27 protein-coding genes are annotated in these 26,712 nt (G+C 57.5%); 12 read left to right on the forward strand and 15 right to left on the reverse strand.

All coding sequences use genetic code 11. The features are described 5' to 3' along the window. Window positions 1-32: 32 nt before the first annotated feature. Complete coding sequence (locus IAE48_RS08425) at window positions 33-671, forward strand: LysE family translocator (RefSeq protein WP_200134067.1); 639 nt, start codon at window positions 33-35, stop codon at window positions 669-671. On the opposite strand, the gene IAE48_RS08430 is transcribed toward IAE48_RS08425, so the two are convergent. Together IAE48_RS08430 and IAE48_RS08435 are read right to left on the reverse strand one after the other, a co-directional pair. Beyond that, on the reverse strand, window positions 660-965 hold the full coding sequence (locus IAE48_RS08430; protein WP_042714566.1) for a type II toxin-antitoxin system YafQ family toxin: 306 nt from the start codon (window positions 963-965) through the stop codon (window positions 660-662). The two genes, IAE48_RS08425 and IAE48_RS08430, sit on opposite strands and share 12 nt — an antisense overlap. Then, a complete protein-coding gene (locus IAE48_RS08435) occupies window positions 952-1,224 on the reverse strand; it encodes a type II toxin-antitoxin system RelB/DinJ family antitoxin (RefSeq protein ID WP_042714565.1) in 273 nt (90 codons plus the stop codon). Before IAE48_RS08435 ends, IAE48_RS08430 begins: the two co-directional genes overlap by 14 nt. Before the next feature lie 85 nt (window positions 1,225-1,309). Between IAE48_RS08435 and IAE48_RS08440 the strand changes: the two genes are divergently transcribed. After that, entirely contained in the window at window positions 1,310-2,590 is a 1,281-nt protein-coding gene (locus IAE48_RS08440) for a DUF445 domain-containing protein (protein ID WP_200134068.1), read from the forward strand. A gap of 95 nt (window positions 2,591-2,685) precedes the next feature. Here IAE48_RS08440 and IAE48_RS08445 read toward each other — a convergent pair whose 3' ends face one another. The 8 genes from IAE48_RS08445 to IAE48_RS08480 all read right to left on the reverse strand — a co-directional run bounded on the left by IAE48_RS08445 (window position 2,686) and on the right by IAE48_RS08480 (window position 8,401). After that, window positions 2,686-3,750: a DUF2955 domain-containing protein gene (locus IAE48_RS08445; protein WP_042714560.1), complete on the reverse strand. Its 1,065-nt coding sequence runs from the start codon at window positions 3,748-3,750 to the stop codon at window positions 2,686-2,688. After that, entirely contained in the window at window positions 3,740-4,807 is a 1,068-nt protein-coding gene (locus IAE48_RS08450; RefSeq protein WP_042714559.1) for an HlyD family secretion protein, read from the reverse strand. The genes IAE48_RS08445 and IAE48_RS08450 overlap by 11 nt, the downstream gene beginning before the upstream one ends. A gap of 4 nt (window positions 4,808-4,811) precedes the next feature. Continuing rightward, window positions 4,812-5,279 carry a MarR family transcriptional regulator gene (locus IAE48_RS08455; RefSeq protein WP_200134069.1) on the reverse strand — a complete coding sequence of 156 codons (468 nt, stop codon included), beginning with the start codon at window positions 5,277-5,279 and terminating at the stop codon, window positions 4,812-4,814. A 99-nt stretch (window positions 5,280-5,378) separates the two neighbouring features. Next, window positions 5,379-5,795 (reverse strand): FosA family fosfomycin resistance glutathione transferase, encoded by a 417-nt coding sequence (locus IAE48_RS08460; protein WP_200134070.1) that lies wholly within the window; start codon window positions 5,793-5,795, stop codon window positions 5,379-5,381. Window positions 5,796-5,951: 156 nt separating this feature from the next. Further along, complete coding sequence (locus tag IAE48_RS08465) at window positions 5,952-6,269, reverse strand: helix-turn-helix domain-containing protein (protein WP_233631499.1); 318 nt, start codon at window positions 6,267-6,269, stop codon at window positions 5,952-5,954. A gap of 121 nt (window positions 6,270-6,390) precedes the next feature. Then, on the reverse strand, window positions 6,391-7,443 hold the full coding sequence (locus IAE48_RS08470; protein ID WP_200134071.1) for a DUF1176 domain-containing protein: 1,053 nt from the start codon (window positions 7,441-7,443) through the stop codon (window positions 6,391-6,393). A gap of 95 nt (window positions 7,444-7,538) precedes the next feature. Continuing rightward, window positions 7,539-8,147: an ATP-dependent Clp protease proteolytic subunit gene (locus IAE48_RS08475; protein WP_023480386.1), complete on the reverse strand. Its 609-nt coding sequence runs from the start codon at window positions 8,145-8,147 to the stop codon at window positions 7,539-7,541. A gap of 89 nt (window positions 8,148-8,236) precedes the next feature. Continuing rightward, window positions 8,237-8,401 (reverse strand): DUF1127 domain-containing protein, encoded by a 165-nt coding sequence (locus tag IAE48_RS08480; protein WP_076768952.1) that lies wholly within the window; start codon window positions 8,399-8,401, stop codon window positions 8,237-8,239. Between the two features lie 175 nt (window positions 8,402-8,576). On the opposite strand from IAE48_RS08480, the gene IAE48_RS08485 reads away from it, so the two are divergent. Further along, window positions 8,577-9,992: a PLP-dependent aminotransferase family protein gene (locus IAE48_RS08485; protein WP_200134072.1), complete on the forward strand. Its 1,416-nt coding sequence runs from the start codon at window positions 8,577-8,579 to the stop codon at window positions 9,990-9,992. Window positions 9,993-9,994: 2 nt separating this feature from the next. Here the strand turns inward: IAE48_RS08485 and IAE48_RS08490 are convergent, their stop codons facing one another. Both IAE48_RS08490 and IAE48_RS08495 read right to left on the reverse strand, forming a co-directional pair. Continuing rightward, entirely contained in the window at window positions 9,995-10,378 is a 384-nt protein-coding gene (locus IAE48_RS08490; RefSeq protein ID WP_200134073.1) for a C40 family peptidase, read from the reverse strand. Between the two features lie 301 nt (window positions 10,379-10,679). After that, window positions 10,680-11,375 (reverse strand): FliA/WhiG family RNA polymerase sigma factor, encoded by a 696-nt coding sequence (locus tag IAE48_RS08495; protein ID WP_200134074.1) that lies wholly within the window; start codon window positions 11,373-11,375, stop codon window positions 10,680-10,682. Between the two features lie 324 nt (window positions 11,376-11,699). Between IAE48_RS08495 and IAE48_RS08500 the strand changes: the two genes are divergently transcribed. From IAE48_RS08500 to murP, 5 genes are all read left to right on the forward strand, one after another. Then, window positions 11,700-12,593 carry a winged helix-turn-helix domain-containing protein gene (locus IAE48_RS08500; protein ID WP_200134075.1) on the forward strand — a complete coding sequence of 298 codons (894 nt, stop codon included), beginning with the start codon at window positions 11,700-11,702 and terminating at the stop codon, window positions 12,591-12,593. Between the two features lie 13 nt (window positions 12,594-12,606). Beyond that, window positions 12,607-13,035 carry a hypothetical protein gene (locus IAE48_RS08505; protein ID WP_200134076.1) on the forward strand — a complete coding sequence of 143 codons (429 nt, stop codon included), beginning with the start codon at window positions 12,607-12,609 and terminating at the stop codon, window positions 13,033-13,035. Window positions 13,036-13,129: 94 nt separating this feature from the next. Continuing rightward, window positions 13,130-13,315 (forward strand): flagellar biosynthesis anti-sigma factor FlgM, encoded by a 186-nt coding sequence (locus tag IAE48_RS08510; protein ID WP_200134077.1) that lies wholly within the window; start codon window positions 13,130-13,132, stop codon window positions 13,313-13,315. Window positions 13,316-13,495: 180 nt separating this feature from the next. Then, a complete protein-coding gene (murQ, locus tag IAE48_RS08515) occupies window positions 13,496-14,407 on the forward strand; it encodes an N-acetylmuramic acid 6-phosphate etherase (protein ID WP_200134078.1) in 912 nt (303 codons plus the stop codon). Continuing rightward, window positions 14,407-15,846, forward strand: a complete 1,440-nt coding sequence (gene murP, locus IAE48_RS08520; protein ID WP_200134079.1) for a PTS N-acetylmuramic acid transporter subunit IIBC — start codon at window positions 14,407-14,409, stop codon at window positions 15,844-15,846. The genes murQ and murP overlap by 1 nt, the downstream gene beginning before the upstream one ends. A gap of 34 nt (window positions 15,847-15,880) precedes the next feature. Here murP and IAE48_RS08525 read toward each other — a convergent pair whose 3' ends face one another. Then, entirely contained in the window at window positions 15,881-17,968 is a 2,088-nt protein-coding gene (locus IAE48_RS08525; protein WP_094419282.1) for a TonB-dependent siderophore receptor, read from the reverse strand. Window positions 17,969-18,096: 128 nt separating this feature from the next. Beyond that, window positions 18,097-19,062 (reverse strand): helix-turn-helix transcriptional regulator, encoded by a 966-nt coding sequence (locus IAE48_RS08530; RefSeq protein WP_042714586.1) that lies wholly within the window; start codon window positions 19,060-19,062, stop codon window positions 18,097-18,099. A gap of 454 nt (window positions 19,063-19,516) precedes the next feature. Here IAE48_RS08530 and IAE48_RS08535 point away from each other — a divergent pair, with 454 nt between their 5' ends. From IAE48_RS08535 to IAE48_RS08550, 4 genes are all read left to right on the forward strand, one after another. Beyond that, complete coding sequence (locus IAE48_RS08535; protein WP_124970067.1) at window positions 19,517-20,092, forward strand: TetR/AcrR family transcriptional regulator; 576 nt, start codon at window positions 19,517-19,519, stop codon at window positions 20,090-20,092. A gap of 123 nt (window positions 20,093-20,215) precedes the next feature. Then, window positions 20,216-21,337: an efflux RND transporter periplasmic adaptor subunit gene (locus IAE48_RS08540; protein WP_200134080.1), complete on the forward strand. Its 1,122-nt coding sequence runs from the start codon at window positions 20,216-20,218 to the stop codon at window positions 21,335-21,337. Next, a complete protein-coding gene (locus IAE48_RS08545) occupies window positions 21,337-24,444 on the forward strand; it encodes an efflux RND transporter permease subunit (protein ID WP_200134081.1) in 3,108 nt (1,035 codons plus the stop codon). The genes IAE48_RS08540 and IAE48_RS08545 overlap by 1 nt, the downstream gene beginning before the upstream one ends. A 2-nt stretch (window positions 24,445-24,446) precedes the next feature. Continuing rightward, window positions 24,447-25,811, forward strand: coding sequence for an efflux transporter outer membrane subunit (locus tag IAE48_RS08550; protein WP_200134082.1), 1,365 nt, complete (start codon window positions 24,447-24,449; stop codon window positions 25,809-25,811). Window positions 25,812-25,816: 5 nt separating this feature from the next. On the opposite strand, the gene IAE48_RS08555 is transcribed toward IAE48_RS08550, so the two are convergent. After that, window positions 25,817-26,710, reverse strand: a complete 894-nt coding sequence (locus tag IAE48_RS08555) for a MurR/RpiR family transcriptional regulator (RefSeq protein WP_042714521.1) — start codon at window positions 26,708-26,710, stop codon at window positions 25,817-25,819. Window positions 26,711-26,712: the final 2 nt, after the last annotated feature.

Below are 26,712 nucleotides of genomic sequence, written 5' to 3' on the forward strand. Positions count from 1 at the left end.
TATGGTGACCGCAATGTTTATGCGAGGTCACTATGGATATCTTTCCCGCCGCTTTTCCCGCCCTGGCGCTGGCGCATTTTGTCGCGCTGCTCAGCCCCGGCCCGGACTTTTTCCTGCTGATAGGTTACGCCATCCGCTACCGCCTGCGCGGCAGCGTCGGGCTCTGCATCGGCATCGCTTTAGGTAACGCGCTCTATATTCTGCTGGTGATTATCGGGGCCAGCGCGCTGCGCCACTTCAGCGGGCTGTTTACCGCCATCGAACTGCTCGGCGCGCTGTATCTGCTGTGGATTGGTTCACACCTGGTGCGCAGCCGCCCGCAAACGCTGGCGCTGGATGAGACGCGTCAGCGCTGCCCCGGCATCGGTAAACAGTTTTTACTTGGCCTCGGCTCGGCGCTGCTCAACCCGAAAAACGCCCTCTTCTACCTGGCGCTGATGACCGCCCTGCTCGGCCCCGATGTGACGCTACTGCAACAATCGGTCAGCGGGATCTGGATGGTGATGGTGGTACTGCTGTGGGATGTAGCGCTGGTCAGCCTGATTGGCCTGCCTGCGCTGCAACGGCGTCTGAGCCGCAGCATTTGCTGGATAGAGCACATCGCGGGTGTAGTGCTGATGGTGTTTGGCGGGTGGATCCTATGGAAAATCTGTAAGGCGTTATTCGAATAGCTCAGCATGGGTGCCCAAATCGGTGAATACCACCAGATGCTTTTCGTCATCAAGGCGATATACCAGCAGATAGTCGCCGCCAATATGCAGCTCGCGAAACCCCTGCATATTTCCGGTTAAAGCATGATCGTTATACTGAGCGGGAAGCGGGTTGCCGGAGAGCACCATCGACATGATAGCAGCCGTCTCATGCATGTCCCGGCGTCCCGCTTTGTTATATCGCTCCCAGGCCTTCACAAAGGTTTTGGTGTAATCGGAGCGGAATGGCAGGCGCGCGCGTTTACTCTTTCCCATCGTTTAAGCTGTCCATTAGCTGTTCAACACTCTCAAAGCGTCCCTGCTTTTGCGCGGCGATCTCTTCGGCCTCAACCATTGCGTTACGTAACCGGGCGGTTGGTTTCGCGGTGATTTCAAAAGGTATCCCTTCGTTTTTAACAATTTGCTCAGCAAACAGGCGTATCGCCGTGCTCCAGTTGAGGCCGCAATTTTCAAGCACCAGCCCGGCGCGTGCTTTGAGTTCGCTGTCGATACGCGATCGGATAACAGAATCCATATAACCTCCTGAACTTTTGTGGGCACAGTGTAGCTACAAAATTGATTCTTTGCACCTTCGCCTCGTCTCGCTCTATGCTTATCAGATGGAAAAATTAGCCGAATTGAAGCGCGCCAAACGACTGGCGCTATCGCTGCTGCTGATCGCTGCCGCGGTGTTTGTTACCACTCTCTTTCTGCCGCCAAACTTCTGGGTGAGCGGGGTCAAAGCCATTGCCGAAGCGGCGATGGTCGGCGCGCTGGCCGACTGGTTTGCGGTGGTGGCGCTGTTTCGCCGCGTGCCGCTGCCGTTTATTTCCCGCCATACGGCGATTATTCCGCGCAATAAAGACCGGATTGGCGACAATCTTGGTCAGTTCGTGCAGGAGAAGTTTCTAGATACCCAATCGCTGGTGGCGCTGATCCAGCGTCATCAGCCCGCGCAGATGATCGGCGTCTGGTTTAGCCAGCCGGAGAACGCGCAGCGCGTTGGCACGCACCTTTTGCAAGTGATGAGCGGTTTTCTTGAGATGACCGATGACAGCCGTATTCAGCGGCTGATCCGCCGGGCAGTGCATAAAGCGATCGATAAAGTCGACTTAACGCAGACCAGCGCCCTGATGCTGGAGAGCCTGACGCGTAATAATCGCCATCAGAAGCTGCTGGACACGTTAATTACTCAACTGATTGCTCAGTTACAGCGGGAGAGTACGCGCACCTTTATTGCCCGCCAGGTGGTGCACTGGCTGGAGACCGATCATCCGGTGAAAGCGAAAGTGCTGCCGAAAGAGTGGCTGGGGGAGCAGAGCGCGGCGCTGGTCTCCGATGCCGTTAACTCCCTACTGGATGATATCAATGCCGATCGCACGCACCAGATCCGCCAGGCCTTCGATCGCGCGACGATGAAACTGATCGCTAACCTGAAAAGCGATCCGGAGATGGCAGAGCGGGCGGAAAACATCAAAGCGTATCTGAAGAACGATGAGGCGTTTAACCGCTACGTGGGTGAGATGTGGGGCGATCTGCGCAACTGGATGAAAGCGGATATGCAGTCTGACGATTCAAAGATGCAAAAGCGCATCAGCGAAGCCGGGTTGTGGTTTGGCGAAACGCTGCTGGCGGACGGCGCGCTGCGCGCCTCGCTTAACGAGCACCTCGAGCAGGCGGCCCATCGTGTAGCACCGGAGTTTTCGGCTTTCCTGACGCGTCATATTAGCGACACGGTGAAGAGCTGGGATGCGCGGGATATGTCTTACCAGGTGGAGCTGAATATCGGCAAGGATCTGCAATTTATCCGCATTAACGGCACGCTGGTCGGCGGCTGTATCGGCCTGATTTTGTACCTCTTGTCGCAGATCCCGGCGCTCTTAAACCTCTCCGCCCTGTGAGTCGCCGGATGGCGGCTTACGCCTTATCCGGCCTACAAAAGCGCCCTCCACGAGAATAGTAGGCCGGATAAGCGCAGCGCCATCCGGCAGTGAACTCACTCCTCAATCACAAACCGCGTCGCTTCAAAGCGGTTCAAAATCAGGTGCACCAGATAAACCATCGTCAGCGTCGCCACCAGCGAAACGGTGACGGAGACAATGCGGTACAGGTCGCTGAACACCAGGTCGGTGTCCGGGTGCAGGTTCTGGCCAAACATAATGCCGATGGTGGTGACGCTGGCGAAACCGACGCCTGCGCCCACCTTCTCCATCACATGCAGCCGCGCGCTAAACGCCAGCCCAAGGCCGATAAGCGGCATCATCAGCAGCATATGGCTACTGTGGTTATAGAGAATCAACTGCACCAGCAGAATATAAAGACACGCCAGCACCACGCCGACTACGCGCCATAACGAACTCAGCACCGACCCGCGATAGTGCATCGGAAAGAGGATCAAAATGCCCGCCATCAATGCCGAAAGCGAATCGCTCAGGTCGCTCATCTGGAAGACAACAAAAATCATCGTCGCCACCGTGCCGGAGAGCAGCGATTCATGGCGCACCCGGGCAGCATTTTTCTCAATCAGCGGCGGACGGGTGCGCGGCTCGACGTCCGGCAGCAGAAAGTGCATTAGCGCGCTAAGGGCGACGGCCATAATACTGGCCTCAATATTGGAAAAGAGCAGCGTATGCCAGTCGCTCGACGGGTAGCTCATAAAGTTGAGCATCGTGCTCTGGCACACCACGCCGGTTGAACCAAAGAGAAACAGCGGGCCTTTGCTCATAAAGCGAAAACGCATCACATAGAGCCCAAACACCACCAGCGTCATGATCACCGGCCACTGCATCAGATAGCCGATGATGAACACCATTTCGACACAGTTAATCACCGCGCTGAACACAAACTGTTTGGCGACGTGGCGGTTAAACACCGGCACCAGCGACAGCAGCATCACCGGGTAGATAACATAAAAGACGCCATACTGCGTGTTGTAAAAGCTCGACACGCTCAGGGCGATCATCCCGGAGAAAACAATGCGCAGCGTCTGGCGAAAATCGTTCGCCGTGTAGACGATGTTGCCGTGCGGCGTAAAGACGCGGGCCAGCGTGTTAATAGACATAGTGCAGCAGGCTTACCAGGCGGATTTGCAGCCCGGAGAAGAATCGGGCGAAGATCCCTTCGCTGTTATAGAGCTGCACCGTAGCGCGCGCGCCGGTCGGCAGTTCTTTGGGCAGTGGCTCATCCAGCGCCACATGAATACGCATACGCTGCGCATCGCGCACCCAGCGGTTGGAAGTTTCCGGCTCCGAAAGCTGACCGTTTACCGCTTCCTGCCCGGCGAGGGTGCCCGCATCGCTGCTGGTGACATGCGCGTGAAACACCTGGCCCGGCAGCGCATCAAACACTACCGCCGCATCGGTGCCAACATGGGTATGACGCAGGCTCTTTTCACGAAAATCGGCGACGATATCGCTCTTTTCATGCACCAGTGCCAGCGACGCGCCACCCGCCTGGGCATAAAAACCGGGGCTGAGTTGCAGGTTGCTGACCGTGCCATCAGCTTCGGCGCGCACCTGCGTCCAGCCAAGGTTCAGCTGCGCCTGTTGCAGGGCGTTGCGATATTTTTGCAGCGTGACGTTATGCGCCTCATCACGTTCACCGCGCTGAATACGCAGCGCTTCAATGCTGGCATTGAGATTCGTCACCGACTGCTCGCTCCCCTGCCAGGTGGTGCGCACGTTATCGAGATCGGACTGCGAGACACTCTGCATTTTGCCGAGTCGCTGGTAACGCTCAAAAGTGACGCGATTATTCTGCGCCGTCAGCTGCGCCGTTTTCAGGCTCGCCTGCGCGGCAGCAATCTGCGCGTCGAGCTGTTGATTGGTCAGACGCGCCTGCGCCAGCGCAATCTCCGCGGCTTCAACCTGGTTTTCAAAGGGAGTAGCGTCGAGTCGGTAGAGCAGATCGCCGCGCTTAACCCGGCTGTTGTTCTGCACATAGACCTCAGAAACATAGCCAGAGACGCGGGCGGAAACCGGCGTCACCACGCGCATCACGGTGGAGTCCGGCGTCAGCGGGATCCAGATATCGGCGACAATAAAATAGACAAACATTAGCAGGAAAGAGGCAATACTGACCCTTACCCAGCGGGCAAATTTTTGTTCAGGCGTCATCATTTTCTTATTCGGTTTTATTATCTTCTTCGCGCATCACGCGCAGATTACAGGCGAGTTGGCTCAGCGTGGCGCTGAACTTTTGCAGATCTTCCGCCGGGATACTCTCCGTTGCCCGCAGCTGACAGGCTTCAATCACTTGCGTGATCTTCTCCAGCAGCGCGCACCCTTTGGCGGTCAATTTCAGCAGGCGGATGCGCTTGTCGTACGGCGATGTCGTACGCGCAATCAACCCCTGCGTCTCCAGCTGGGCGAGCGTGCGCATCAGCGGCGGCAGTTCAATGCCCTGCACTTCCGCCAGCTCGCTGACCGAAACATTGTCCCCCAGTTGCTGTAACTGCATCAGCACCGTCCAGCTCGACTGGGTGATACCGGTATCGCGCAGAGCATGATCAATGGTTGCTCGCCACTGGCGCACTACCATTGCCATGCGCATTCCCAGCGGTCGGCGGACAAACAGTTCATCTTCGGTCATTACGTCCCCTCACATTAGCGGAGGGGCACGATAAAGGTTATCAGGGTAACTATCAAGAAACGGCGGGGCAAAGAGCATGGATTGTGAAAGGCGAGGAGGTCAATCAAAAAACACCATTCCCTTGTAGGGCTTCGCGCGACAAGCCGCCAGGCGCTGCGCCAGATCGCCGACGTGTGCTTCCAGCTTATGACCGTCCGGGTCAAGGAAGTAGTACGATGCCCCTTCGCTTTTGTTCACCTTCCAGTTCACCACGCCCGCCCGTTCCAGCCGCGTGATAAACGCCGCCAGTTCATGCTCGCCAATGCTAAAGGCGTAATGGGTGTAATCGCTTTGATCGGCAGGAACAACCCGGCGCGCCTCATCGACGGAGAGGCAAATCCAGATATCGCCGCAGGTGAGATACGCGCCGTTATCCCAGCGCGCATGCAGCTTCAGGCCCAGCAACTGGTGGTAGAAATCAACGCTGCGCGCCAGGTCGCTGACCGCAAGCGTAAGGTGGTTAAAGGTAGTTAGCACGGTCTCGCCCTCCATTAAACGTTAAACGCCGAAGCCATTCTTTCCTGCTCGCTGCGCGCGATGCCCAGCGTTTCAGCATGGCTGCGCGCAGCAGGCCAACCCGCGCAGGCCCGGCAAAATCTTGCCAGTCGGCATACACCCAAACATCCGTGGTCATTAACGCGGCTCTCCTCTCTTCCTTAAAAGCTCAATATCCTGCAACTTGCGCCCCAGCTCATCATCCCTGGCAAGCAGAAGAAAATCATCGACCAGCCCGACTACGCCAAGCACAGCCACATAGTGCCCAAGCGAAACCCCCGGGTCGCCCTGCTCGATTTTTCGCAAGGTGAGACGGCTCAACCCCGTTCGTTCCGAGAGCATAGTCTGAGTGAGTTTTCGGCGTTTGCGGGCGAGTTTGATGTTCTCACCAAACTGCGTTAGCACTTGTTGATGGCGGGGGAAGATAACCGCGCTGCGTTTATCTCTTGCTGTCATGGTCACTATAATTACCATTAATATTGAATTTGGTAAGTATAGTGACCATGCAATCGAAGGTAAAGTATATAAAATGAACACCACCGCATTCTTTTATCAGGTAGCGGCGGTGTTCAAAGGGTTATTTCGCGGCTTTCACCTCGGCGATAAACTCGGGTAGCTCCCAGGCACCGCCCGCGCGGATGCCGCGGCAAAGGCCGGTGGTGCCTTCGCTGCTTCGACGAAACGCTTCGCCGTCCCACACCCACTCGGCTGATGCCCAGCAGTCGCCAATCCCGCGCCCGCGCTGCGCGAGGGTGATGGCACCATTGCTGTAGTCGGTTCCCGAGCTGGTGACGAATTGCGGTTTCTCTTGCAGGGCGTTATCGACCACCCAGTAGCCATATCCTTCGTTATAGGCGGCACGCCAGCAGAGTGCGGAAACCAGGCCATGTCTGGCGTCCAGCGGCGTCAGGGTGAGGTCATTATCGCCCTTAACCGTCTCCTCTTCCGGGCTGGAGAGCCGGTCACACTCATCATCTTTACCGAGTGTCGCGAGCAACTGTGGCGTCAGTTTTTTTGCTTCGGCTGCGCTAAGGGTACGCGCCTCGCCTTTGCTTACGGTTGCGGCCTGGATCACCGGGGCGCTAATCGCGGCGGTAACCGAGGTTTCAGGCTTATTGCCTTTTTTACTCAGTGCGCCCGGCGTGCCGATGCGCCCCTGCACATCGTCAACCTTTAGCAGTGCGGCGGAAGCGCCGTCGCCAGAGAGCACAAACGGTTTCGCGCCGCCTCTGAACTCAACTTTGCCACTGCCCTTCACCGCAGCAATCATCTGTGCTGCCTGCTCGTCCGTCAGACGCCAGGTGTCGTTATCGCCAGGGGTTAACGCGCCGAGCGATTTGCCGTTGATCCACAGCGCCAGTTTCGTCGGCGACGACGGCGGTTCACTCTCGTCCATATCTGCCAGCACCACCTGCACGGTGACCGGGGTTTGCGGCCCCGCTTTACGGGTGATCAGCACAGAACCGGTTGGGTCGTCCTCCACACTGTAGCCCGCTGCGCGGCAGGTCAGGGTGTTATCGCACACCACTTGCCAGTCTTTATGTTCGAACGAGACGCTGGCAGGTGCCGCCAGCGCAGGAAAGCTCAGGGTCGCTGCGGTTATCAGCGCTGCGGTGATACTGCTTTTCATGCCATCACTCCATAATGAGAAAGGCGTCAGGGGTGCGAAAGAGAATCAGGAAAATGATGAGGCGAGAGAGTTCTCGCCTCAGAAAAGCACAGGAATTAATCGAGGTTGAGATCGGCGTAGGAGTTGACCACGCGGGAGACAATGCCGTAATCCATCGCTTCCTTGGTGTTCATCCAGAAGTTGCGATCGGTATCCTGCTTCACCTTCTCCACCGGCTGGCCGGTCGCGTCAGCAATCATGCGGTTCACACGCTCAAGGGTACGGATAATTTCTTTGGCTTCGATTTCAATATCGCTGGCCTGACCACGCACGCCGCCCAGCGGCTGGTGGATCATAAAGCGGGTATTCGGCAACGAGTAGCGGTGCTCTTTTTTCGCCGCGAGGAAGATGGTGATCCCAGCGCTGGCGACCCAGCCGGTGCCGATGATGTGCACTTCCGGGGTGATAAATTTGATCATGTCGTGGATGGTATCCGCCGCTTCGACATGGCCACCCTGGCTGTTGAGATAGATTTTGATCGGCGCATCGCTGATGCCTTGTAACAGCAGAAGCTGGGTCACCACTTTCTCAGTCAGCGCCTGGTTGATCTCACCGGAGATGATGATCGAACGCGCATCCAGCAGTTTCTGCTGCATCAGCTGGCTGGCATTGCCCGCTTCTTTCTCTTTTTTGTCGTCATCATCGTGGTTAGTAATAAAATGCATGTGCTCTCTCCCTTCAGGTTATGCAGCTAAGCATAGCCCAACGCAGGGTGGGCGGGAACCACCAGATATTTCCTCCGCCCTTTTCGCCTTCAGCTTATATCGCTGCGTCGTAGTCCCATATCCCTTAACTGCTCGTCACTCAGCCTGCGCAGTTCGCGTCGGGTTTTCGCCAACAGGTGCCAGCGCCGCAGCTGGCGCCAGAGTAAAACAAACCCGGAAAACGGGCGCCGTGGTCGATTTTCGAAAAATTCCATGTTGCTCTCCTCGCCTGAAAAGAGCTCTATCTTCGCTGCGATCGCCCTGCACAATACAGACTCAGAAAATACTTTTCTTTAACATACAGATGCCGTAAAAGAGGATCTGAACGCCACTTTCCCGCCCGATCTGTACTGTTTTTTGCAACTGTATGGTGACTTTTTAGGATACAGCATGACCCGCTACCAACATCTGGCCACTTTGCTGGCAGAGCGCATTGAACACGGCTTATATCGCCACGGTGAAAAATTGCCTTCGGTGCGCAGCCTGAGCCAGGAGCATGGCGTCAGTATCAGCACCGTACAGCAGGCCTATCAGGTACTGGAAACGTTGCAGTTAATCACCCCGCAGCCGCGCTCCGGTTACTTTGTCGCGCCGCGCAAAGCCAAACCGCCGGTGCCGGCGATGTCGCGCCCGGTGCAGCGCCCGGTTGATGTCACGCAGTGGGATGAAGTGTTAACCCTGCTTGATGCGCGCACGGATAAAGAGATTATCGCCTTCGGCGGCGGCGCACCGGACCTCAACCAGCCGACCCTCAAACCGCTGTGGAAAGAGATGAGCCGCATCGCGCAGCACCAGGTGATGGATGCGCTTAGTTATGATCCCCTGCCCGGCCAGCACGAACTGCGCGAGCAGGTCGCCCGCCTGATGCTTGATGGCGGTACCTCGTTAAACGCCGAAGAGATTGTTATCACCGCTGGCTGCCACCCGGCGCTGTCGCTGGCGCTGATGGCGGTCTGCGATCCGGGCGATATTGTCGCCGTCGAATCCCCCTGCTTCTACGGCACCATGCAGTTGCTGCGCGGGCTGGATATCAAAGCGATCGAAATCCCGACCGATCCGGAAACGGGGATCAGCATTGAAGCGCTGGAGCTGGCGCTGGAGCAGTGGCCAATTAAAGGGGTGATCCTGGTGCCCAACTGCCAGAATCCGCTCGGGTTTATCATGCCGGAAGCGCGCAAAAAGGCGGCGCTGTCGCTGGCACAGCGCCACGATATTGTCATTTTCGAAGATGATATTTATGGCGAGCTGGCCACCGACTATCCGCGGCCGAGCACCATCAAATCCTACGATATTGATGGCCGCGTGCTGCTCTGTAGTTCACTGACCAAAACCGTGGCGCCGGGACTGCGCATTGGCTGGATCGCGCCTGGGCGCTATCTGGATCGGGTGATCCATAAAAAATATGCCGCCATCGGCACTAATGTCCCTTCCACCCAACTGGCGGTGGCGGCGTTTATCCGCGACGGACACTATCACCGCCACGTACGCCGGATGCGCCAGGTCTACCAGCAGCGGCTGGCGGTCTATACCTGTTGGGTACGGCAATATTTTCCATGCAATATCTGCGTGACGCGCCCGCAGGGCGGCTTTCTGCTGTGGGTCGAACTGCCGGAAAGCGTCGATATGGTCTGCGTTTCCCGCGCGCTCTGCCGGTTAAAGATCCAGATCGCGCCCGGTTCACTCTTTTCGGCCTCCGGCAAGTATCGTAACTGCCTGCGCCTCAACTGCGCCCTGCCGCCGGATGAAGAGAGACGGGAAGCGATCAAACAGCTGGGTGCGACGATCCACCACGCGCTGGAGGAGTAGCCTCAGAGAATCGCCTCGTTGGTCAGAATACGCCGCGCGCCGAGGTAGTGATCCTGCCAGTAATTATTGGTCAGGTTACTGATACGGATCTTCAGCCCGCTGCGCGGTGCTTCGATAAAGCTATCGTTGCCAAGGTAGACGCCAACGTGGTCTGCCGGGCCGCGCCTTTTACTGTGAAAGAAGATCAGATCGCCGCGGCGCAGCTTATGGCGGGCCACTTTTTTCAGCCCCCTATCCCGAAACATCGCCCGGGTGGTGCGCGGCAGTTTTCGCGCCAGCACCTTGTTATAGGCGTAGACCACCAGCCCGCTACAGTCGAACCCCCGCTGCGGTGAGACGCCGCCACGCACGTAAGGTTTACCGAGCTGCTTCTCCAGACGGTTCATCACCGTCAGCAACGATGCGCGAACGCGCGCTTTTCGCCTCGCCTGATGATACGCGGCAGTCGTCTGGGCGTTTGTCTCAGACGTGGTTAACAGAGGCGCCGCTCTGCGCGCGGGGGTTTGCACACACCCGGTTGCAAGCGACAGCACAAGAAGCGTAAAAAAAAGCCCCAAAAACCCTCGGAGCAGGCTCCGACTGGGGGCGACGATGGATGACAAAATCACAGCTTTCACGAGAACAACACATTTAAACCAATGAGTTAAACGGAAGCACCGGCTACAGCCAGCACCATAAATAGCGCGTTTATTGGTGCGTAAACGCCTGAATCTTCTGGGCAATCCCTTTATTGAGCTGGCAGACGCGCGCTTCCGATACGCCGATCACCTGCGCAATCTCTTTCAGGCTCAGCTCATGCTGGTAATAGAGCGCGAGGATCAGCTGCTCACGCTTGTCGAGGGTGGCTACCGCGCTGCGTAACGTATAGGCAGGCAGCAGTTCATCCTCGAGCTGGCGGCTATAGAGCGTGCTGGCGTGCAAATCACTCTCCGGCAGGGTATCCAGGCTCTCCAGGGCACTGGCCGAGTGCAGCAGCAGATATTGCTGCCAGGCTTCCGGCGTCACTGACAGCCGTTCACTCAGCTCCTCAAAGCGCGGTTCATACCCCAGTTCACGGGTGATTTCACGGATCGCATCCGTGAGCTTATGCGTCTGTTGACGCAGCCTGCGCGGTCGCCAGTCCTGCTGGCGTAACTCATCCAGCACCGCGCCGCGAATGCGCTGAATGGCGTAACCGGCAAACTGCGCGTCCGGCGGGCCATAGCGGCGCAAGGAAGCCAGTAGCCCCATCAGGGCAATTTGGCGCATATCCTCTTTGCTCATTACGCTGCTGGTCTGCCAGCTGAACTGTTTGACGACTTTATGTACCAGCGGCAAATAATCACTGATATAACGCGCTTCATCAGCGGGATTTAAGGTTTTTGCGGCAGTTAAATTCATCATTTACATTACGTATGAGGAACAGCGGATAAAACAATTAATAAAAAGTTTCGGCAACACCTAATTAACAAAATGAGAAGAGAAGTAGCGAATAACTTACAAAAGCGCTCCTCAACGGCGTCAAACAATACACCACAAAGACGTTTTTTAATCCTTTGAAAAGCGCCAACTAATGAAATCACATGTAATTTACGCCGTGCCTTCCGTATTATTAACGCCACAAACCGGTGAACTACGAATATTTATTCTGTTATTTATCCGATTCAGCCAACGGCATTATTTCTTGTAAGAAGCCTCTGACGGATTGGTATCAATCGTTAACCTTTTATGAATAAACACAATTGCACCGTAAATAACTGGGTCATCGATCCTGCGTCAGGCGCGATCCACCATGTGGTGACCGGCGAGGAGAAACGGCTGGGAACATACCCGCTCAGACTGCTGGCTGTTTTGCAGCAACACCCCGGCGAGATCCTCTCCCATGAGGCGTTGGCCGCGCAGGTCTGGGAAGATCGCGCGGTCAGCAGCAATAGCCTCGCCAGTGCCATTCACGCGCTGCGCACCGCCCTGGCGGATAACGGTAAGCAGCAACGAATTATTCGCACCATCCCCAAAAAGGGATACGTGCTGGAGGCAAAATATTGCCGCCCTCTGGTCAGCGGGCCGCCGCCAGACCCGCGCCCTGTCGCGCCTGAAATCGATATCCCCGTACAGGAGCCGGCACTTTCCGCGCCTGAGTTACCCGCACCAACCCGGCAACAGACGCCCGCTGCTGCGCAACCTTTCTCCTGCATTAACGTTCTGCTTATTATGCTGCTGTTTATATTCACTGTTCTCTGTAGCGGCTATCTGGCGCTCACCTATAACAACAAGATAGTGGCAAAAGAGGTGGCAAAAAATATCTACAGCCATCTGCGTATATTTGCCCTGCTGGCACCGGGCGAGAGAATGAAAGAGCCGACGGCTATTTATGATCGCTTAAAAGAGAGCTATACCCGGCTTAATCGGCAGGCCAAGCAGAAGGCGCTGCGTATTGCTATTTACTATCGCAGTGAAAATCAAACCTTGAATTATACCTTCCGCATACATAATGGCTGCGAGCAGCGGGTACTGGTGATGCAAATTGACCACTGGCGTTCCGATACGGCGTTATTAAATAAGCTAATTGTCAGTGAGACACGGAGAAAAATGGATGAGATGGCACGCTGTAACAGCCAGTAAATGGACACTATTTTTGCTTGCTATCACCCTGGCGGCGTTAGCCTGCGGCATCGTTTTCCAGCGCGGGCAGCGCGCCCTTAACCAGACGGAGGAGATCGTACAGCAGGTGGGGTTTTACGATTTGATGCTGCATCAACAGGAGATCTACGATTCGCGCATGAGCACGGCGGGCAATATTATTATCAGCACGCTCAGCAGCCCGCAGGATGCGGCCTTTATCCTCAAAAGTAACTTTGTCCACACGCGTCAGCGGTACGGTAAACACTATTTTGCCTACGCACCGGTGCTGTTTAACCCGGCAAAAGATAACCGCATGGTGACAAACAATGTTGATCTCCTCACCTACTCGGAGAATGCCATGCAGCAGATTGCGCCCGACGGCGTGCCGCTGGTTTGTCAGCAAAATGGCATGATTTTTCGCTATCAACTGGAGCAGGATTAAGCAAAAACGCGGGGATTAAGTTTGCAACGTCGGTGGTCGTTTTAGGTAGCCAGATAGCCGCCAAACGTTAACCGCCCTCTGTGAGACGCACATCATGACAGCGCCCCCCTTTTCTGACGCGACCCTCTTTTTGCTTAACCAGGCGCAGGCCGACCTTGATCAATTGCCGGAGATTGACCAGCCTAAGATTGAACGCCTTCGCGCAGCGCTTAACGCTGGCGAACTTGAGCTCGATCCCGATGCGCTGGTGCAGGCCATCGTCACTTTTCATCAGCGCTGACGCGCCGCTTAATGATCACTTATGCGCATCATGAGCAGCGTCACACTCTCGTTTCGCGCCCCGTGTAAGAATAAATTATTCTTAAATTGATAGTTATGAATAATATATTATTCCTTTTTCGGCTGCCGGGGCCGTGAGGCGGCAGGCAGAAAGTCATAACGCAGAGTGAAGTGAGACGTGATGAACATTGATCTATCCACATTGACGACCGAAGGCCGCAACAGCGCCAGCGCCAATATCGACATGCTTGATACCGAGGCGATGTTACGGGTGATTAACCGTGAAGATCAGAAGGTCGCACTGGCGGTTGAGCAGGTGATCCCGGCGATTACGCAGGCGGTCAATGCGATTGTCAGCGCCTTTAAAAAGGGCGGACGCCTGATTTACTGCGGCGCGGGCACCTCCGGGCGTTTAGGCATTCTGGATGCCAGCGAATGTCCGCCCACTTACGGCACGCCACGTGAGCAGGTTGTCGGCCTCATTGCTGGCGGCCATCGCGCCATTTTGCAGGCGGTGGAGAACGCCGAAGATAGCCTGACGCTCGGCGTCGACGATCTTAAATCCCTCAATTTCAATGCCAACGACGTGCTGGTCGGCATCGCCGCCAGCGGGCGCACGCCCTATGTGATTGCCGCCATGGAGTACGCCAAAAGCCTGCATGCCACCACCGTATCGCTGACCTGCAACGCCGGTAGCCCGATGACGCAGATTGCCGATATCGCCATTACGCCGGTGGTCGGCGCGGAAGTGGTTACCGGCTCCTCGCGCATGAAAGCGGGCACAGCGCAAAAACTGGTGCTCAATATGCTCACCACCGGGGCGATGATCCGCAGCGGCAAAGTCTACGGCAACTTGATGGTGGACGTAGAAGCGACGAACCAGAAGCTGGTGCAGCGCCAGGTCAACATTGTTATGGAAGCCACCGGCTGCGATATCGACGAGGCGAAGCAGGCGCTACAGGCCTGCCACGGCCACTGCAAAACCGCCATCCTGATGGTGCTGGCGCAGATCGACGCCGAAGAGGCCGCGCGTTTGCTCGCGGATAACGGCGGGTTCATTCGCCAGGCGCTGCTCCACGCAGGAGTGAAGTAATGGCCAAAATCACGCCGGAACTGATCGCCTCCATCCTGCAACGGGTCGGTGGTGAAGCGAATATCAAAAGCTGCGGCAACTGCATGACACGCCTGCGCCTGGCGCTGCATAACGATGCGCTTGTCGACAAGGCCGGGTTGCAGGCGCTGCCCGGCGTGCTCGGCGTGGTGAACAGTGACGATCAGTTGCAAATCATCGTTGGCCCCGGCAAAGCGCAAACCGCGGCAGAGATGATGAGTCTCTTAATCAGCCGTGACAACGCGCCGGCTGAATCGGCCTCGCTTAAAGAGGTCGCCCGCGACACCAAACAGCAGATGAAGGCAAAGCAGACCAGCGGCCTGCATCAGTTTCTGGCAAAATTCGCCACCATTTTCACGCCGCTCATCCCAGGCTTTATCGCCGCCGGGATGCTGCTCGGCTTCGCCACGCTGATTGAGCAAAGCCTGCTGGTTGGCGCGCAGGATAAGAGCAGCGCGCTCGCGCACGTCGTCGGTTATATGAAAGTGTTCGGCAAAGGGTTGTTCACCTTCCTGCCAATCCTGATCGGCTACAACGCGCAAAAAGCCTTTGGCGGCAGCGGCGTCAACGGCGCGATTATCGCCGCACTGTTTGTGCTCGGCTACGACGCGAAAGCGACGGTCGGCTACTTCTCCGGGATCGACACCTTCTTCGGCATGAGCATCGATCCGCGCGGCAACATTATCGGCGTGCTGATCGCCACGATCCTCGGCGCGTGGATCGAGCGGCAGATCCGCCGCTTTGTGCCCGACAATCTCGATATGATCCTCACCTCGCTGCTGACGCTGCTGATCACCGGCGCGCTCACCTTTACGCTGATCATGCCGATCGGCGGCGAGCTGTTTAAAGGAATGTCGTGGCTGTTTCTGCATCTGAACGGCAACCCGTTTGGCTGCGCGGTGCTGGCGGGGCTGTTTCTGATTGCGGTGGTGTTTGGCGTGCATCAGGGCTTTATTCCGGTCTACTTCGCCCTGATGGATGCGCAGGGGTTCAACTCGCTCTTCCCAATTCTGGCGATGGCGGGCGGCGGCCAGGTGGGCGCAGCGCTGGCGCTCTACTTCCGCGCGGCGCGTGAATCGACGATCCGCAACCAGATCCGCGGCGCGATCATTCCCGGCCTGCTCGGCGTCGGCGAACCGCTGATCTACGCCGTGACCCTGCCGCGCGTTAAACCTTTTGTCACCGCCTGTATCGGCGGTGCCTGCGGCGGATTTTTTATGGGTGCGGTGGCGTGGCTTGGCTTACCGGTCGGATTGAATACGGTATTTGGCCCTTCCGGGCTGGTGGCGTTGCCGCTGATGACCTCCGATCACGGCATCTATGCCGGGATGGCGGTCTATGCGGCAGGCGTGGTGGTGGCCTATCTCGGTGGGTTTATCGTCACCTGGCTCTTCGGACATAAAGGCGTCGATCTCAGCTAAGAAAAAACCCGGCGCAGCGGCCGGGTTTATCACATCAGAATGCGTAAGAGAGGCTGCCAACGATGCTGCGCTCGGCACCAAAGTAGCAGTAATTGGCGGAGTTACAGGCGGCGACATAGCGTTTATCGGTGAGGTTATTCACGTTCACCTGGGCGCTCAGCCCTTTCAGACCGACATTCGACAGATCGTACCCGACGGCCAGATCCACAAGCGTGTAGGAGGGCAGCGTGTGGGTATTCTCACGATCGGAGGTGATGCCGTTAACATAGCGCACGCCGGAACCGAGAGTCAGGCCATTTAGCGCACCCGCTTTCACGTCATAGCTCAGCCAGGCGCTGGCCTGGTTACGCGGTGCGTAAACCGCGCGTTTGCCCTGCTCCTCGGGGCTGCTTTTCTTATAACGAATGTCGTTATAGGTGTAAGCCGCTTGTAAGCGCAGGTTATCCGTCAGCTGACCCACCGCTTCCAGTTCAACCCCTTCTGATTCAATCTCGCCGATAGCGCGGTAGGGATCGGTCGGCTCCACTTTGGTGGCGATATTGTTCTGGTTGATGCGGTAAACCGAGGCGCTGTACATGGTCTGCGACCCTTCCGGCTGGAACTTCAGCCCCGCTTCCCACTGTTTGCCCTTCATCGGTTGCAGGATCTTGCCGTTCTCATCGGTAAAGCTGGTCGGCGTAAAGGCCGTCGAATAGCTTACGTAGGGCGCAAATCCGCTGTCGAAGAGGTACATCAGCGCCGCGCGGCTGCTGATATGGTCTTTCTCCAGCGTATCGTGCGTGTCGCCGATCTTATTGCTGTTGGTGATCTTCACCTGATCGTGACGGCCGCCGAGGGTCAGGCGCCAGCGATCGAGCGACATCTGATCCTGCACATAGATCCCGGTCTGCTCCAGTTTATGCTTTTCACGGCCATACACGGAAATAGAGAGCGGATCGGCACCGTAAACCGGGTTAAAGGCATCGATCGCCGGGAAGCTGCCATAGGACGAGGTGACGTTGTTATTGCGATGCTGATAATCAACGCCCACCAGCAGACGGTGGTTAATCGCACCGGTATCGACGCTGCCATCAAGCTGGTTATCCAGCGTCACCGCCGAGAGGGACTCATCTGAGCCGGAGTAACCGCGGTTCAGCTCGGTCTCATTCAGCCAGCCCGAGGCATAAACCTGATTGAGATCGACTTTGGTACGCAGGTAGCGCAGCTTCTGGCGCACCGACCAGCCGCTCTCAAACATGTGCTCAAAGTTATAGCCGACCATGTTTTCACGGCGTTTGTACTTGTCGTACTGATCTTCGCCCTCAAAGAAGGTGTTGGAGATTTTGCCCCCGGCGTGCGGCACCACGGTGCCTTCATAGGGCAGGCCAGAGTGGCTGCCACCTTCCGGATCGCGATGCAGATAGGCCATCACATCGAGGCGCGTGCTATCGGTAATACGCCAGGTGACGCTCGGCGCGATGGCGTAACGCTGCTCTTTCAGGTGATCAAACTGGGAGTCGGCATAGCGGGTCATACCGGTTAAACGCACCGCTACACGATCGTTATCATCCACCGGCCCGGTCACATCAAACGCCGCGCCGCGCTGGTTGTTATTGCCCGCGAAGAGTTTCACTTCACCGCCCGGATCGAACGACGGTTTACGCGAGTTCAGCGCCACAATGCCGCCCGGCGACGAGCGGCCATAGAGCACGGATGCCGGGCCGCGCACCACTTCCACGCTGTCTAAAAACCACGGGTCGATCACCAGCGAGCTGTGGGAGTTGGTATCGCCCATCATCTTCAGGCCGTCGAGATAGACGTTATCGAGGCTGCCGTCGGAAAAGCCGCGCAGCACGATGTAATCAAAGCGGTTAGAGGCGCCGATTTGGTTGCTGTAGACGCCCGGTGTGTAGCTGACGGCCTGGCGCACGCTGGTTGCGCCCTGCTCTTCATACTGCTGGCGCGTGACGATCGAGACCGCCTGCGGCGTTTCGATATCCGGCGTCTCAAGCTTGGTCGCGCCGCTCTGCACCTGCGACGTTACCACCACGGTATCTTTGGCGTTTTCCTGCGCCAGCGCCGAAACGCTTATCCCACCCGTTATGCAGCCAATCATCAATGCCAGTCGCGTTTTTGCGAACATGAAACTCTCCAGAAGCGGTTATTATTGTAAATAAGAATTATTACCCTTTTGGATTCGCCAATAGCTATGCGCAATGACAATTCACATATGCGCGGTGACAAAATGGCGCGCAGGGCGAGAGAAAAGGTCTACGGGGAGGCGATCGGCTGGCGCGCTTCACTCGGCGCGATGCCATACCGGCGACGAAAAGCGGTGGAAAAGTTGGTAGCGTGTTGATAACCCGACATCCAGGCCGCTTGCTGCACGCTATAACCCTGGGCGAGGTAGCGCCGCGCCAGCGCCAGGCGGCAGTCGCGCAGATAGTCAAACACCGAGTGTCCATAGGCCTGGCGGAACTTCACCCGCAGGCTGCTGGTGCTCATCGCCGCCAGCTGCGCCAGCGCGGTCAGGGTGTACTCTTTTTCCGGCTGCTGCTCCAGCAAACGGCGCACCGACTCAAGCCGCTGTCCCTCACCGCCGCAGGCGCGCGTACAGCGCTCCACGCCCGCCATCCGCTGTGACAGCGCGTGCCCGACCAGTTGCAGCATCACCCCTTCGAGGATCAGTTCGCGCGAAAGTGCGGGCAGCGTTGACAGCTGGCTCTGTTGTAAGCCGGAGAGCAGAAACTCGGGCACCTGCCATAAAAAGGTTGGCGCGCCGTGGGATTCCCACTGCTCCAGTAGCGCGGTAAGCAGCGGCGAGCGCTGGCAGCTGGCCGGATCGACGCCGAGAGACAGCGTGCGCAGGGAGTTATCTGCCAGATGACGGGCGTTCATCACCTGCTGCTCGCTCAGACGCGAGGTAAAAGCCATACCAGAGCGAACGATAAACTCCTCGCCGTTGAGGCGCAGCATTACGCTGCCTTCAAGCACTACCAGCATATAGAGCGGGCAGCTGTGCAGAGAGGTGGTTTCATAGGGTTGCAGAACGCGAATGTCGGAGCGGGTCAGGTTCAGGCCGCTGGAGAAGCGCATCTCCTGCACATCGCCCTGAATCACGATGCGCCGCTCCTCGCTCAACGAGCGGCAGGAAGCCAGCGCCGGAAAGCGGTAATCGATGCCGTAGCGCTCGCCAAAGCCGATAAAATCTTCAACGGAAAAGTCTCTTTTTTGCATAACCGGCAGCCGTTCGTTCTCGGTCAAACCCAGGCCCCACGCCGGGCGAAACGGCCTACACCTTACCATCCGCATCCGGCTGCTTCAATGCTATTGAGAACGATTCTCATAAAACTGGTAAGAGGGCGTTGCGGGCATCATGGGCAAGAATTGCTCATCCTGTCGGCCTATAACGGCAAATAAGAGTGCCTCCTTTATATAGGGCAATATCACTCTGCCAGGATCATTTTTATCTCTTTGCAACCTCTCACATTGCCATCACATTGGCTCCGCACTTTCACGCTAATATATCCCTCAATCTTTCCTGCTTATTTTTTCTTTATTTCTCCACATTATGAAATTTCGTAAAACGGACCTATTTATAAATAAAATATTTACCCAAAAAACATAATTTCAATTAATGTACTGCGTAATGAGAATGTTCATTCTCATCCTTATTTAACCGGGGGTCGCGATGTCGCAAAAAGCACTACAGGAGCAACGCCATCAGCAGCGTAAAGACGAGATCATTGCGGCTGCCCGGCGGCGTTTTCGCATCAGTGGCTTTCATGCCGCCAGCATGTCGCAAATCGCCCTCGAAGCGCAGCTGAGCGTCGGTCAGATTTACCGCTACTTCATCAATAAAGACGCCATTATTGAAGAGATGATTTGCCGCATTATCGACTACCGCATCGCCGAAATGGAGAGCAAAGCCGAGACTACCCATCTACCGGAAATGCTGGCCTGGCGGCACACCCTCAGCCCGGATGACGATGCGTTAATGCTGGAGATGTCCGCTGAAGCGACGCGCAACCCGCAGGTGCAGGCGATGATGATTGAAGCCGATGCCCGCATGTTTAACACCGCCTGCCAGCACTTGCACAACAGCCACCCTCACCTTTCGCAAGAGCGCATACGGTGCTGCGTGGAATTACTGGCAGTGTTAATGGAAGGCAGCACATTTCGCCGCCTGACGCCGCAAAAATGCGACCCGGCACAATTACAGCAGCTCTATCAGGAAATTACCGCGATGTTATTTGCGAAGAAATAAGAAGCCGTAGATGAAAAAGCGGCGGCGCTATTTCTGGCGCCGCCGAAATAACCTGTTTACTCGCCTGCTCCACACTCCTGTTAATCAAAACGGGCAGGCTTCGCTCATGCCAGGAAAAGTGAAATGAAGTTAATAAAAACAACCCTGTTGGCCGCGATCGCTCTTGTCGGTTGCGATAACGCCACGCCACCTGCACAACGCCCGCCCCAGCAAGTGGGGATTGTCACCTTAAAAAGCCAGCCGCTGGAGGTTACCAGTCAGCTTACCGGGCGCATATCCGCCGCGCAGTCGGCAGAGGTTCGCCCTCAGGTGGGTGGCATCATTCAAAAACGGCTGTTTACGGAGGGCGATACGGTAAAAGCCGGGCAGGCGCTTTACCAGATCGACCCTTCCAGCTATCGCGCCGCCTTTGATGAAGCCAGTGCCGCACTGAAACAGGCGCAGGCGCTGGTCGTTTCCGACTGCCAGAAAGCCACACGCTATGCGCAACTGGTAAAAGAGGATGGTGTCTCGCGCCAGGATGCAGATGATGCGCAATCCACCTGCGCGCAGGACAAAGCCAGCGTGGCGTCGAAAAAAGCCGCGCTGGAGAGTGCGCGCATCAATCTCAACTGGACCACCATTAGCGCACCGATTGGCGGACGCATCGGCATCTCCTCCGTCACCCCCGGTGCGCTGGTCACGGCTGAGCAAACCACGGCACTCGCCACGATTCGCGGGCTGGAGAGCATGTATGTTGATCTGACGCGATCCAGCGTCGATCTTCTGCGCCTGCGCAAGCAAGCGCTCACCAGCGACAGCAATACGCTGGGGGTGACGTTAACGCTTGAAGATGGCAGCACCTACAGCGAAAAAGGGCGCCTGGCGCTGACGGAAGTCGCCGTTGATGAGTCCACCGGATCCGTTACGTTACGCGCCATCTTCCCGAACCCGCAGCACCAGCTATTACCGGGAATGTTTGTCCGCGCGCGCGTCGATGAAGGGGTAATGGCTGATGCCATTCTCGCACCGCAGCAGGGAATCACGCGCGATGCAAAAGGCAATGCCGTCGCGCTGGTAGTGAATGCGCAGAACAAAGTGGAGCAGCGCACGGTTGAAACCGGCGACACTTACGGCGACAAATGGCTGGTGGTAAAAGGCCTCGCCAGCGGCGATAAACTCATTGTGGAAGGCAGCGACAAAGTGAGTGCTGGCGCAACGGTGAACGCGGTGCAGGTGCGAGAGACTGACGGAGGGAAAGCCTGATGTTCTCTCGCTTTTTTGTCCGCCGCCCGGTCTTTGCCTGGGTTATCGCCATTCTTATCATGATGGCCGGTATTCTGGCGATCCGCTCACTGCCCGTTGCCCAGTACCCGGATGTCGCCCCACCTGCTGTCAAAATCACCGCCACCTATACCGGCGCATCGGCGCAGACGCTGGAAAACAGCGTCACCCAGGTGATTGAACAGCAGCTCACCGGGCTGGATAACCTGCTCTACTTCACCTCCACCAGCAGCTCCGACGGCCAGGCGACCATCACCGTCACGTTTGAGCAGGGCACCGATCCGGATACCGCGCAGGTTCAGGTGCAGAATAAAGTCCAGCAGGCGGAGTCGCGCCTGCCAACGGAAGTCACGCAATCGGGCGTCACGGTAGTGAAATCCCAAAGCAACTTCTTGTTGATCATGGGCTTATACGATAAGACCGACCGTGCCAGCAGCTCCGATATTGCCGACTGGCTGGTCAGTAACATGCAGGATTCGCTGGCGCGCGTAAACGGTGTCGGCAGCCTGCAAGTCTTCGGCGGTGAATACGCGATGCGTATCTGGCTGGATGCAGACAAGCTCAAATCCTTCTCGCTGATGCCGTCTGATGTGCAATCGGCCATCGAAGCGCAGAACATCCAGGTCTCCGCCGGAAAAATCGGCGCCCTGCCCGCGTCCGATAAACAGCAGTTAACCGCCACCGTGCGCGCCCAGTCGCGCCTGCAAACCGTGGCACAGTTTCGCGACATCATCGTCAAAAGCCAAACCGATGGTGCCGTGGTGCGCGTTAAGGATGTGGCGCGCGTCGAGATGGGCAGCGAAGACTACAGCGCTCAGGCAAAGCTGAATGGCCATCCGGCGGCGGGTCTGGCGGTGATGCTGGCACCCGGCGCGAATGCGCTGGACACCGCCACGCTGGTCAAAAACAAGATCAATGAGTACCGCAACAACATGCCGCAGGGCTACGACGTGGCCTATCCGAAAGACAGCACCGATTTTATTAAGATCTCCATTGAAGATGTGGTGAAGACGTTAATCGAAGCCATCATTCTGGTGGTCTGCGTCATGTACCTGTTTTTGCAAAATATCCGCGCAACGCTGATCCCGGCACTGGCGGTGCCGGTGGTGCTGCTCGGCACCTTCGGCGTGCTGGCGCTGTTTGGTTACTCGATCAATACCTTAACGCTGTTTGCCATGGTGCTGGCGATAGGGCTTTTGATCGATGATGCGATTGTGGTGGTGGAAAACGTCGAGCGCATTATGCGCGACGAAGGTTTGCCTGCCCGTGAAGCGACGGAGAAATCGATGGGCGAGATCTCCGGCGCGCTGGTGGCCATCGCGCTGGTGTTGTCTGCCGTATTTCTGCCAATGGCCTTCTTTGGCGGCTCGACCGGGGTAATTTACCGGCAGTTCTCCGTCACCATTATTTCAGCAATGGTGCTCTCGGTGGTGGTCGCGCTGACGCTCACCCCGGCGCTGTGCGGCGCAGTGTTAAAACACAGTGCACCGCATAAAAAGGGCTTCTTCGGCGCCTTTAACCGCTTTTACAACAACACCGAACAGAAATATCAGCACGGCGTATTGCGGGTGCTGCGCCGCGCGCTATCCGTGCTGGGAATCTATGCCGTGCTGTGTGGCGCGATGGCGCTGGTGATGTGGCGCTTGCCGGGCAGTTTCCTGCCAACGGAGGATCAGGGCTCGATTATGGTGCAGTTCACCCTGCCCGCCGGTGCCACGGCAACGCGTACCGATGCGGTGGCGAAAAAGGTCACGGAGTGGTTCCTCAACAATGAAAAAGCCAATACCGATGCCATTTTTACCGTTACCGGTTTTAGCTTTAGCGGCAGCGGGCAGAACGCAGGGATGGCCTTCGTCTCGTTGAAAAACTGGTCTGAGCGCGACGGTGCGCAGAACACCGCCCAGGCGATTGCCCAGCGCGCCAGCCAGCAGTTAGCCACCATCCGCGACGCCACCATTTTTGCGATGACGCCACCGTCGGTTGATGGCCTCGGCCAGAGCAACGGTTTTACCTTTGAGCTGCTCGCCAGCGGCAGCACCGATCGCGATCGGCTCCTCACGCTGCATAACGAGTTGCTGGCCAATGCCAATCAGCGTGCTGAGTTGCAGGCGGTTCGCGCCAACGATCTGCCGCAGATGCCGCAGTTGCAGGTCGATATCGACAGCAACAAAGCCGTGGCGCTGGGGCTCTCCCTGAGCGATGTGAGCGATACGCTCTCCAGCGCCTGGGGCGGCACCTACGTTAATGACTTTACCGATCGCGGCCGGGTGAAAAAGGTCTATATCCAGGGTGATAGCGACTTCCGCGCGTCTCCTTCCGACCTGCAAAAATGGTACGTGCGCGGCAGCGATAACAGCATGACGCCGTTTTCAGCCTTTGCCACCACCCGCTGGGAGTATGGCCCGGAGAGCCTGGTGCGTTACAACGGTTCGGCGGCGTATGAGATTCAGGGCGAGAATGCCAGCGGCTTTAGCTCCGGCGCGGCAATGACCGAAATGGAACACCTCGCCGATAATCTGCCCGCGGGTACCACCTGGGCGTGGAGCGGCCTGTCATTACAGGAGAAGCTCGCCAGCGGCCAGGCGATGAGCCTCTACGCCATCTCCATCATGGTGGTGTTTTTGTGCCTTGCCGCGCTGTATGAAAGCTGGTCAGTGCCGATCTCGGTGATTTTAGTCATCCCGCTCGGCCTGCTCGGGGCGGCGCTGGCGGCATGGATGCGCGGGCTAAGCAACGACGTTTACTTCCAGGTCGCGCTGCTTACCACCATCGGCTTGTCGTCGAAAAACGCCATATTGATTGTTGAATTCGCCGAAGCCGCGGTGCAGGAGGGCCAGTCGCTCTCCCGCGCGGCCCTGCGCGCTGCGCGCACCCGCCTGCGCCCAATCATGATGACCTCGCTGGCGTTTATAGCCGGGGTTGCGCCGCTGGCGATTGCCACCGGGGCCGGGGCCAACAGCCGCATCGCCATCGGTACCGGCATTATCGGCGGTACGCTGACGGCAACACTGCTGGCGATCTTCTTTGTTCCCCTTTTCTTTGTGCTGGTGAAAAAACTCGTCACCGGTAAACGCGCGCGTCAGGAGTAATTATGTTGCGTATAAGTGTTCTGTTTCTTGCCCTGCTGAGCGCTGGCTGTGTCTCCCTCGATCCGACTTATCAGCGCCCGCAGGCTCCGGTTCCGGCAACCTTGCCGGGCAGCGGCGGCCAGGCGCAGGCCGTCGCCACAGAGTGGCAGCAGATTGTGAATGATGGTCGCCTCAAACAGGTGGTCAGCAATGCGCTGACGCAAAACCGCGATGTCCAAAAAGCAATTGCCGATATCGACGCGGCGCGCGCGCTTTATGCTGAAGATCGCGCCGCGCTCTTCCCGACGGTCAATGCCGAATTGAGCAACACCCGTAGCCGCACCGTGGCGGGCGGATTAACCAGCAGCGCGGAGGCCGACGGTGCAGTCTCCAGCTTTGAACTCGATCTCTTTGGCCGCAATCAGAGCCTCGCCCGCGCCGAGCGCGAAACCTGGCTTGCCAGTGAATATACCGCGCAAAATACCCGGCTGAGCCTGGTGGGGGAAATCACTACCGCCTGGGTGACGCTGGCGGCAGATAACAGCAACCTTGCCCTCGCCAGGCAGACGATGGAGAGCGCGCAAAACTCGCTGAACATTGCCAAACGCAGGCAGACGATCGGCGTCGCGGCCGCAGGGGATACCGCGCAAGCGATGGCGGTATTTCAGCAGGCGCGCGCCAGCGTTGCCAGCTATCAGACGCAAGTGATGCAGGATAAAAACGCGCTTAATCTGCTGGCGGGCGAGACGGTGCCGGAAGCGCTGTTGCCGGGTACGCTGGAGAGCCTGGCGGATAACAGCATTACGCTGACCCCGGCGGGCGTCTCCTCCTCCGTGCTGCTGCGCCGCCCCGATATTCAGGAAGCGGAACATAATCTGAAAGGCGCGAATGCCAATATCGGTGCCGCGCGGGCAAACTTCTTCCCGACCATTTCACTCACCGCCAGCGCAGGTGTTGGCAGCAGCTCACTTTCGTCCCTCTTCAGCCATGGCATGAAGGTGTGGTCATTTGCGCCGTCCATCACGCTGCCGCTCTTTACCGGCGGGAAAAATATGGCGCAATTGCGTTACGCCGAGGCGGAGAAAAAGGGGCTGATTGCCACCTATGAGAAGACGATTCAGAGCGCGTTTAAAGATGTTGCCGATGCGCTGGCGCGCCGCGAAACGCTCACCGAGCAGCTGGATGCACAGCGTGAATATGTGGCAGCCGAGCAAAAAACGCTGGATATCGCCCAGCGCCAGTACAAGGCGGGAACCGGCGATTATCTCTCGGTTCTGACAGCCCAGCGCTCGCTCTGGTCGGCGCAGGAATCATTGATTTCACTGCAACAAACCGACCTGCAAAACCGCATCACGCTCTGGCAATCCCTCGGCGGCGGCGTCAGTTGATCCTCTCACCCCTTTTTACCGCCCGGCTTTAAACCCCGGTGAAACTCATTGATGCGTTTCACCGTTTTAATCGCCCGCTGCGAATTGGCTGACGCCACCGACAGGACAATCATCTCCAGGCAGAGCAACACCGTGCCGTGCAGCGGGATTTTGCCCTTCTCGCCGCCGCGCGGGACATGGATCACCACATCCGCCTGCTGGCTGAAGCGCGAGTCGACGGCGTTGGTCAGCAGGATCACCGGAATGCCGAGCCGCCGCGCCTCTTTCAGCGTGGTAAGCCCTTCGCGGTGCGCCGATTTCTGCGCCATCATCACCAGCACATCGCCGCGCTGTAACCCAATCAGCTGCTCAGAAAGGGCGATGCCGGTGCGGTTAAGTTCAATAGCGGGTAAGCCGATGCGGTTGAAAAGCCGTGCGCTGTACTCCGCCAGGATCCCCGATGCGCCAATGCCGAAAATCGCCACCTGGCGGGCGTCGACCAGCAGTGCCACCGCCTGCGCAATGGCGTAACGGTTGGCGGGCGCGGAGAGCACCTCGCAGGTGTGCTGATGCCCTTCGAGGACAAAATCGATACCTGAATTGACGTCGCAGGCGAGCGCATTCACCGTGGTGCTCATCTTCTCAGCCGACGACGCCGCCGGGCCAAACCACTGCTCCAGCGTCTGCTTCAGATCGCGCAACCCGGCAAAGCCCAGCGCCTGAATCGCCCGCACGACGGTGGCGTCAGAGGTGTGGGTGGCGGCAGCAATCTCCATCGCCGTCTGCTCGAGCACCGCTTCACGATGATCGTGGATATAACGCGCCACCGCCTGCAAACGCGGTGACAGCGTCTGCACCCGCGCGCGAAAACGCTCGCCGTACACATCGACGCGGCTTCTGGCCCGCTTTGCGTTCTGCATGT

It is taken from the genome of Kosakonia sp. S57 (genome assembly GCF_016516575.1).
Classification (GTDB): Bacteria; Pseudomonadota; Gammaproteobacteria; order Enterobacterales; family Enterobacteriaceae; genus Kosakonia; species Kosakonia cowanii.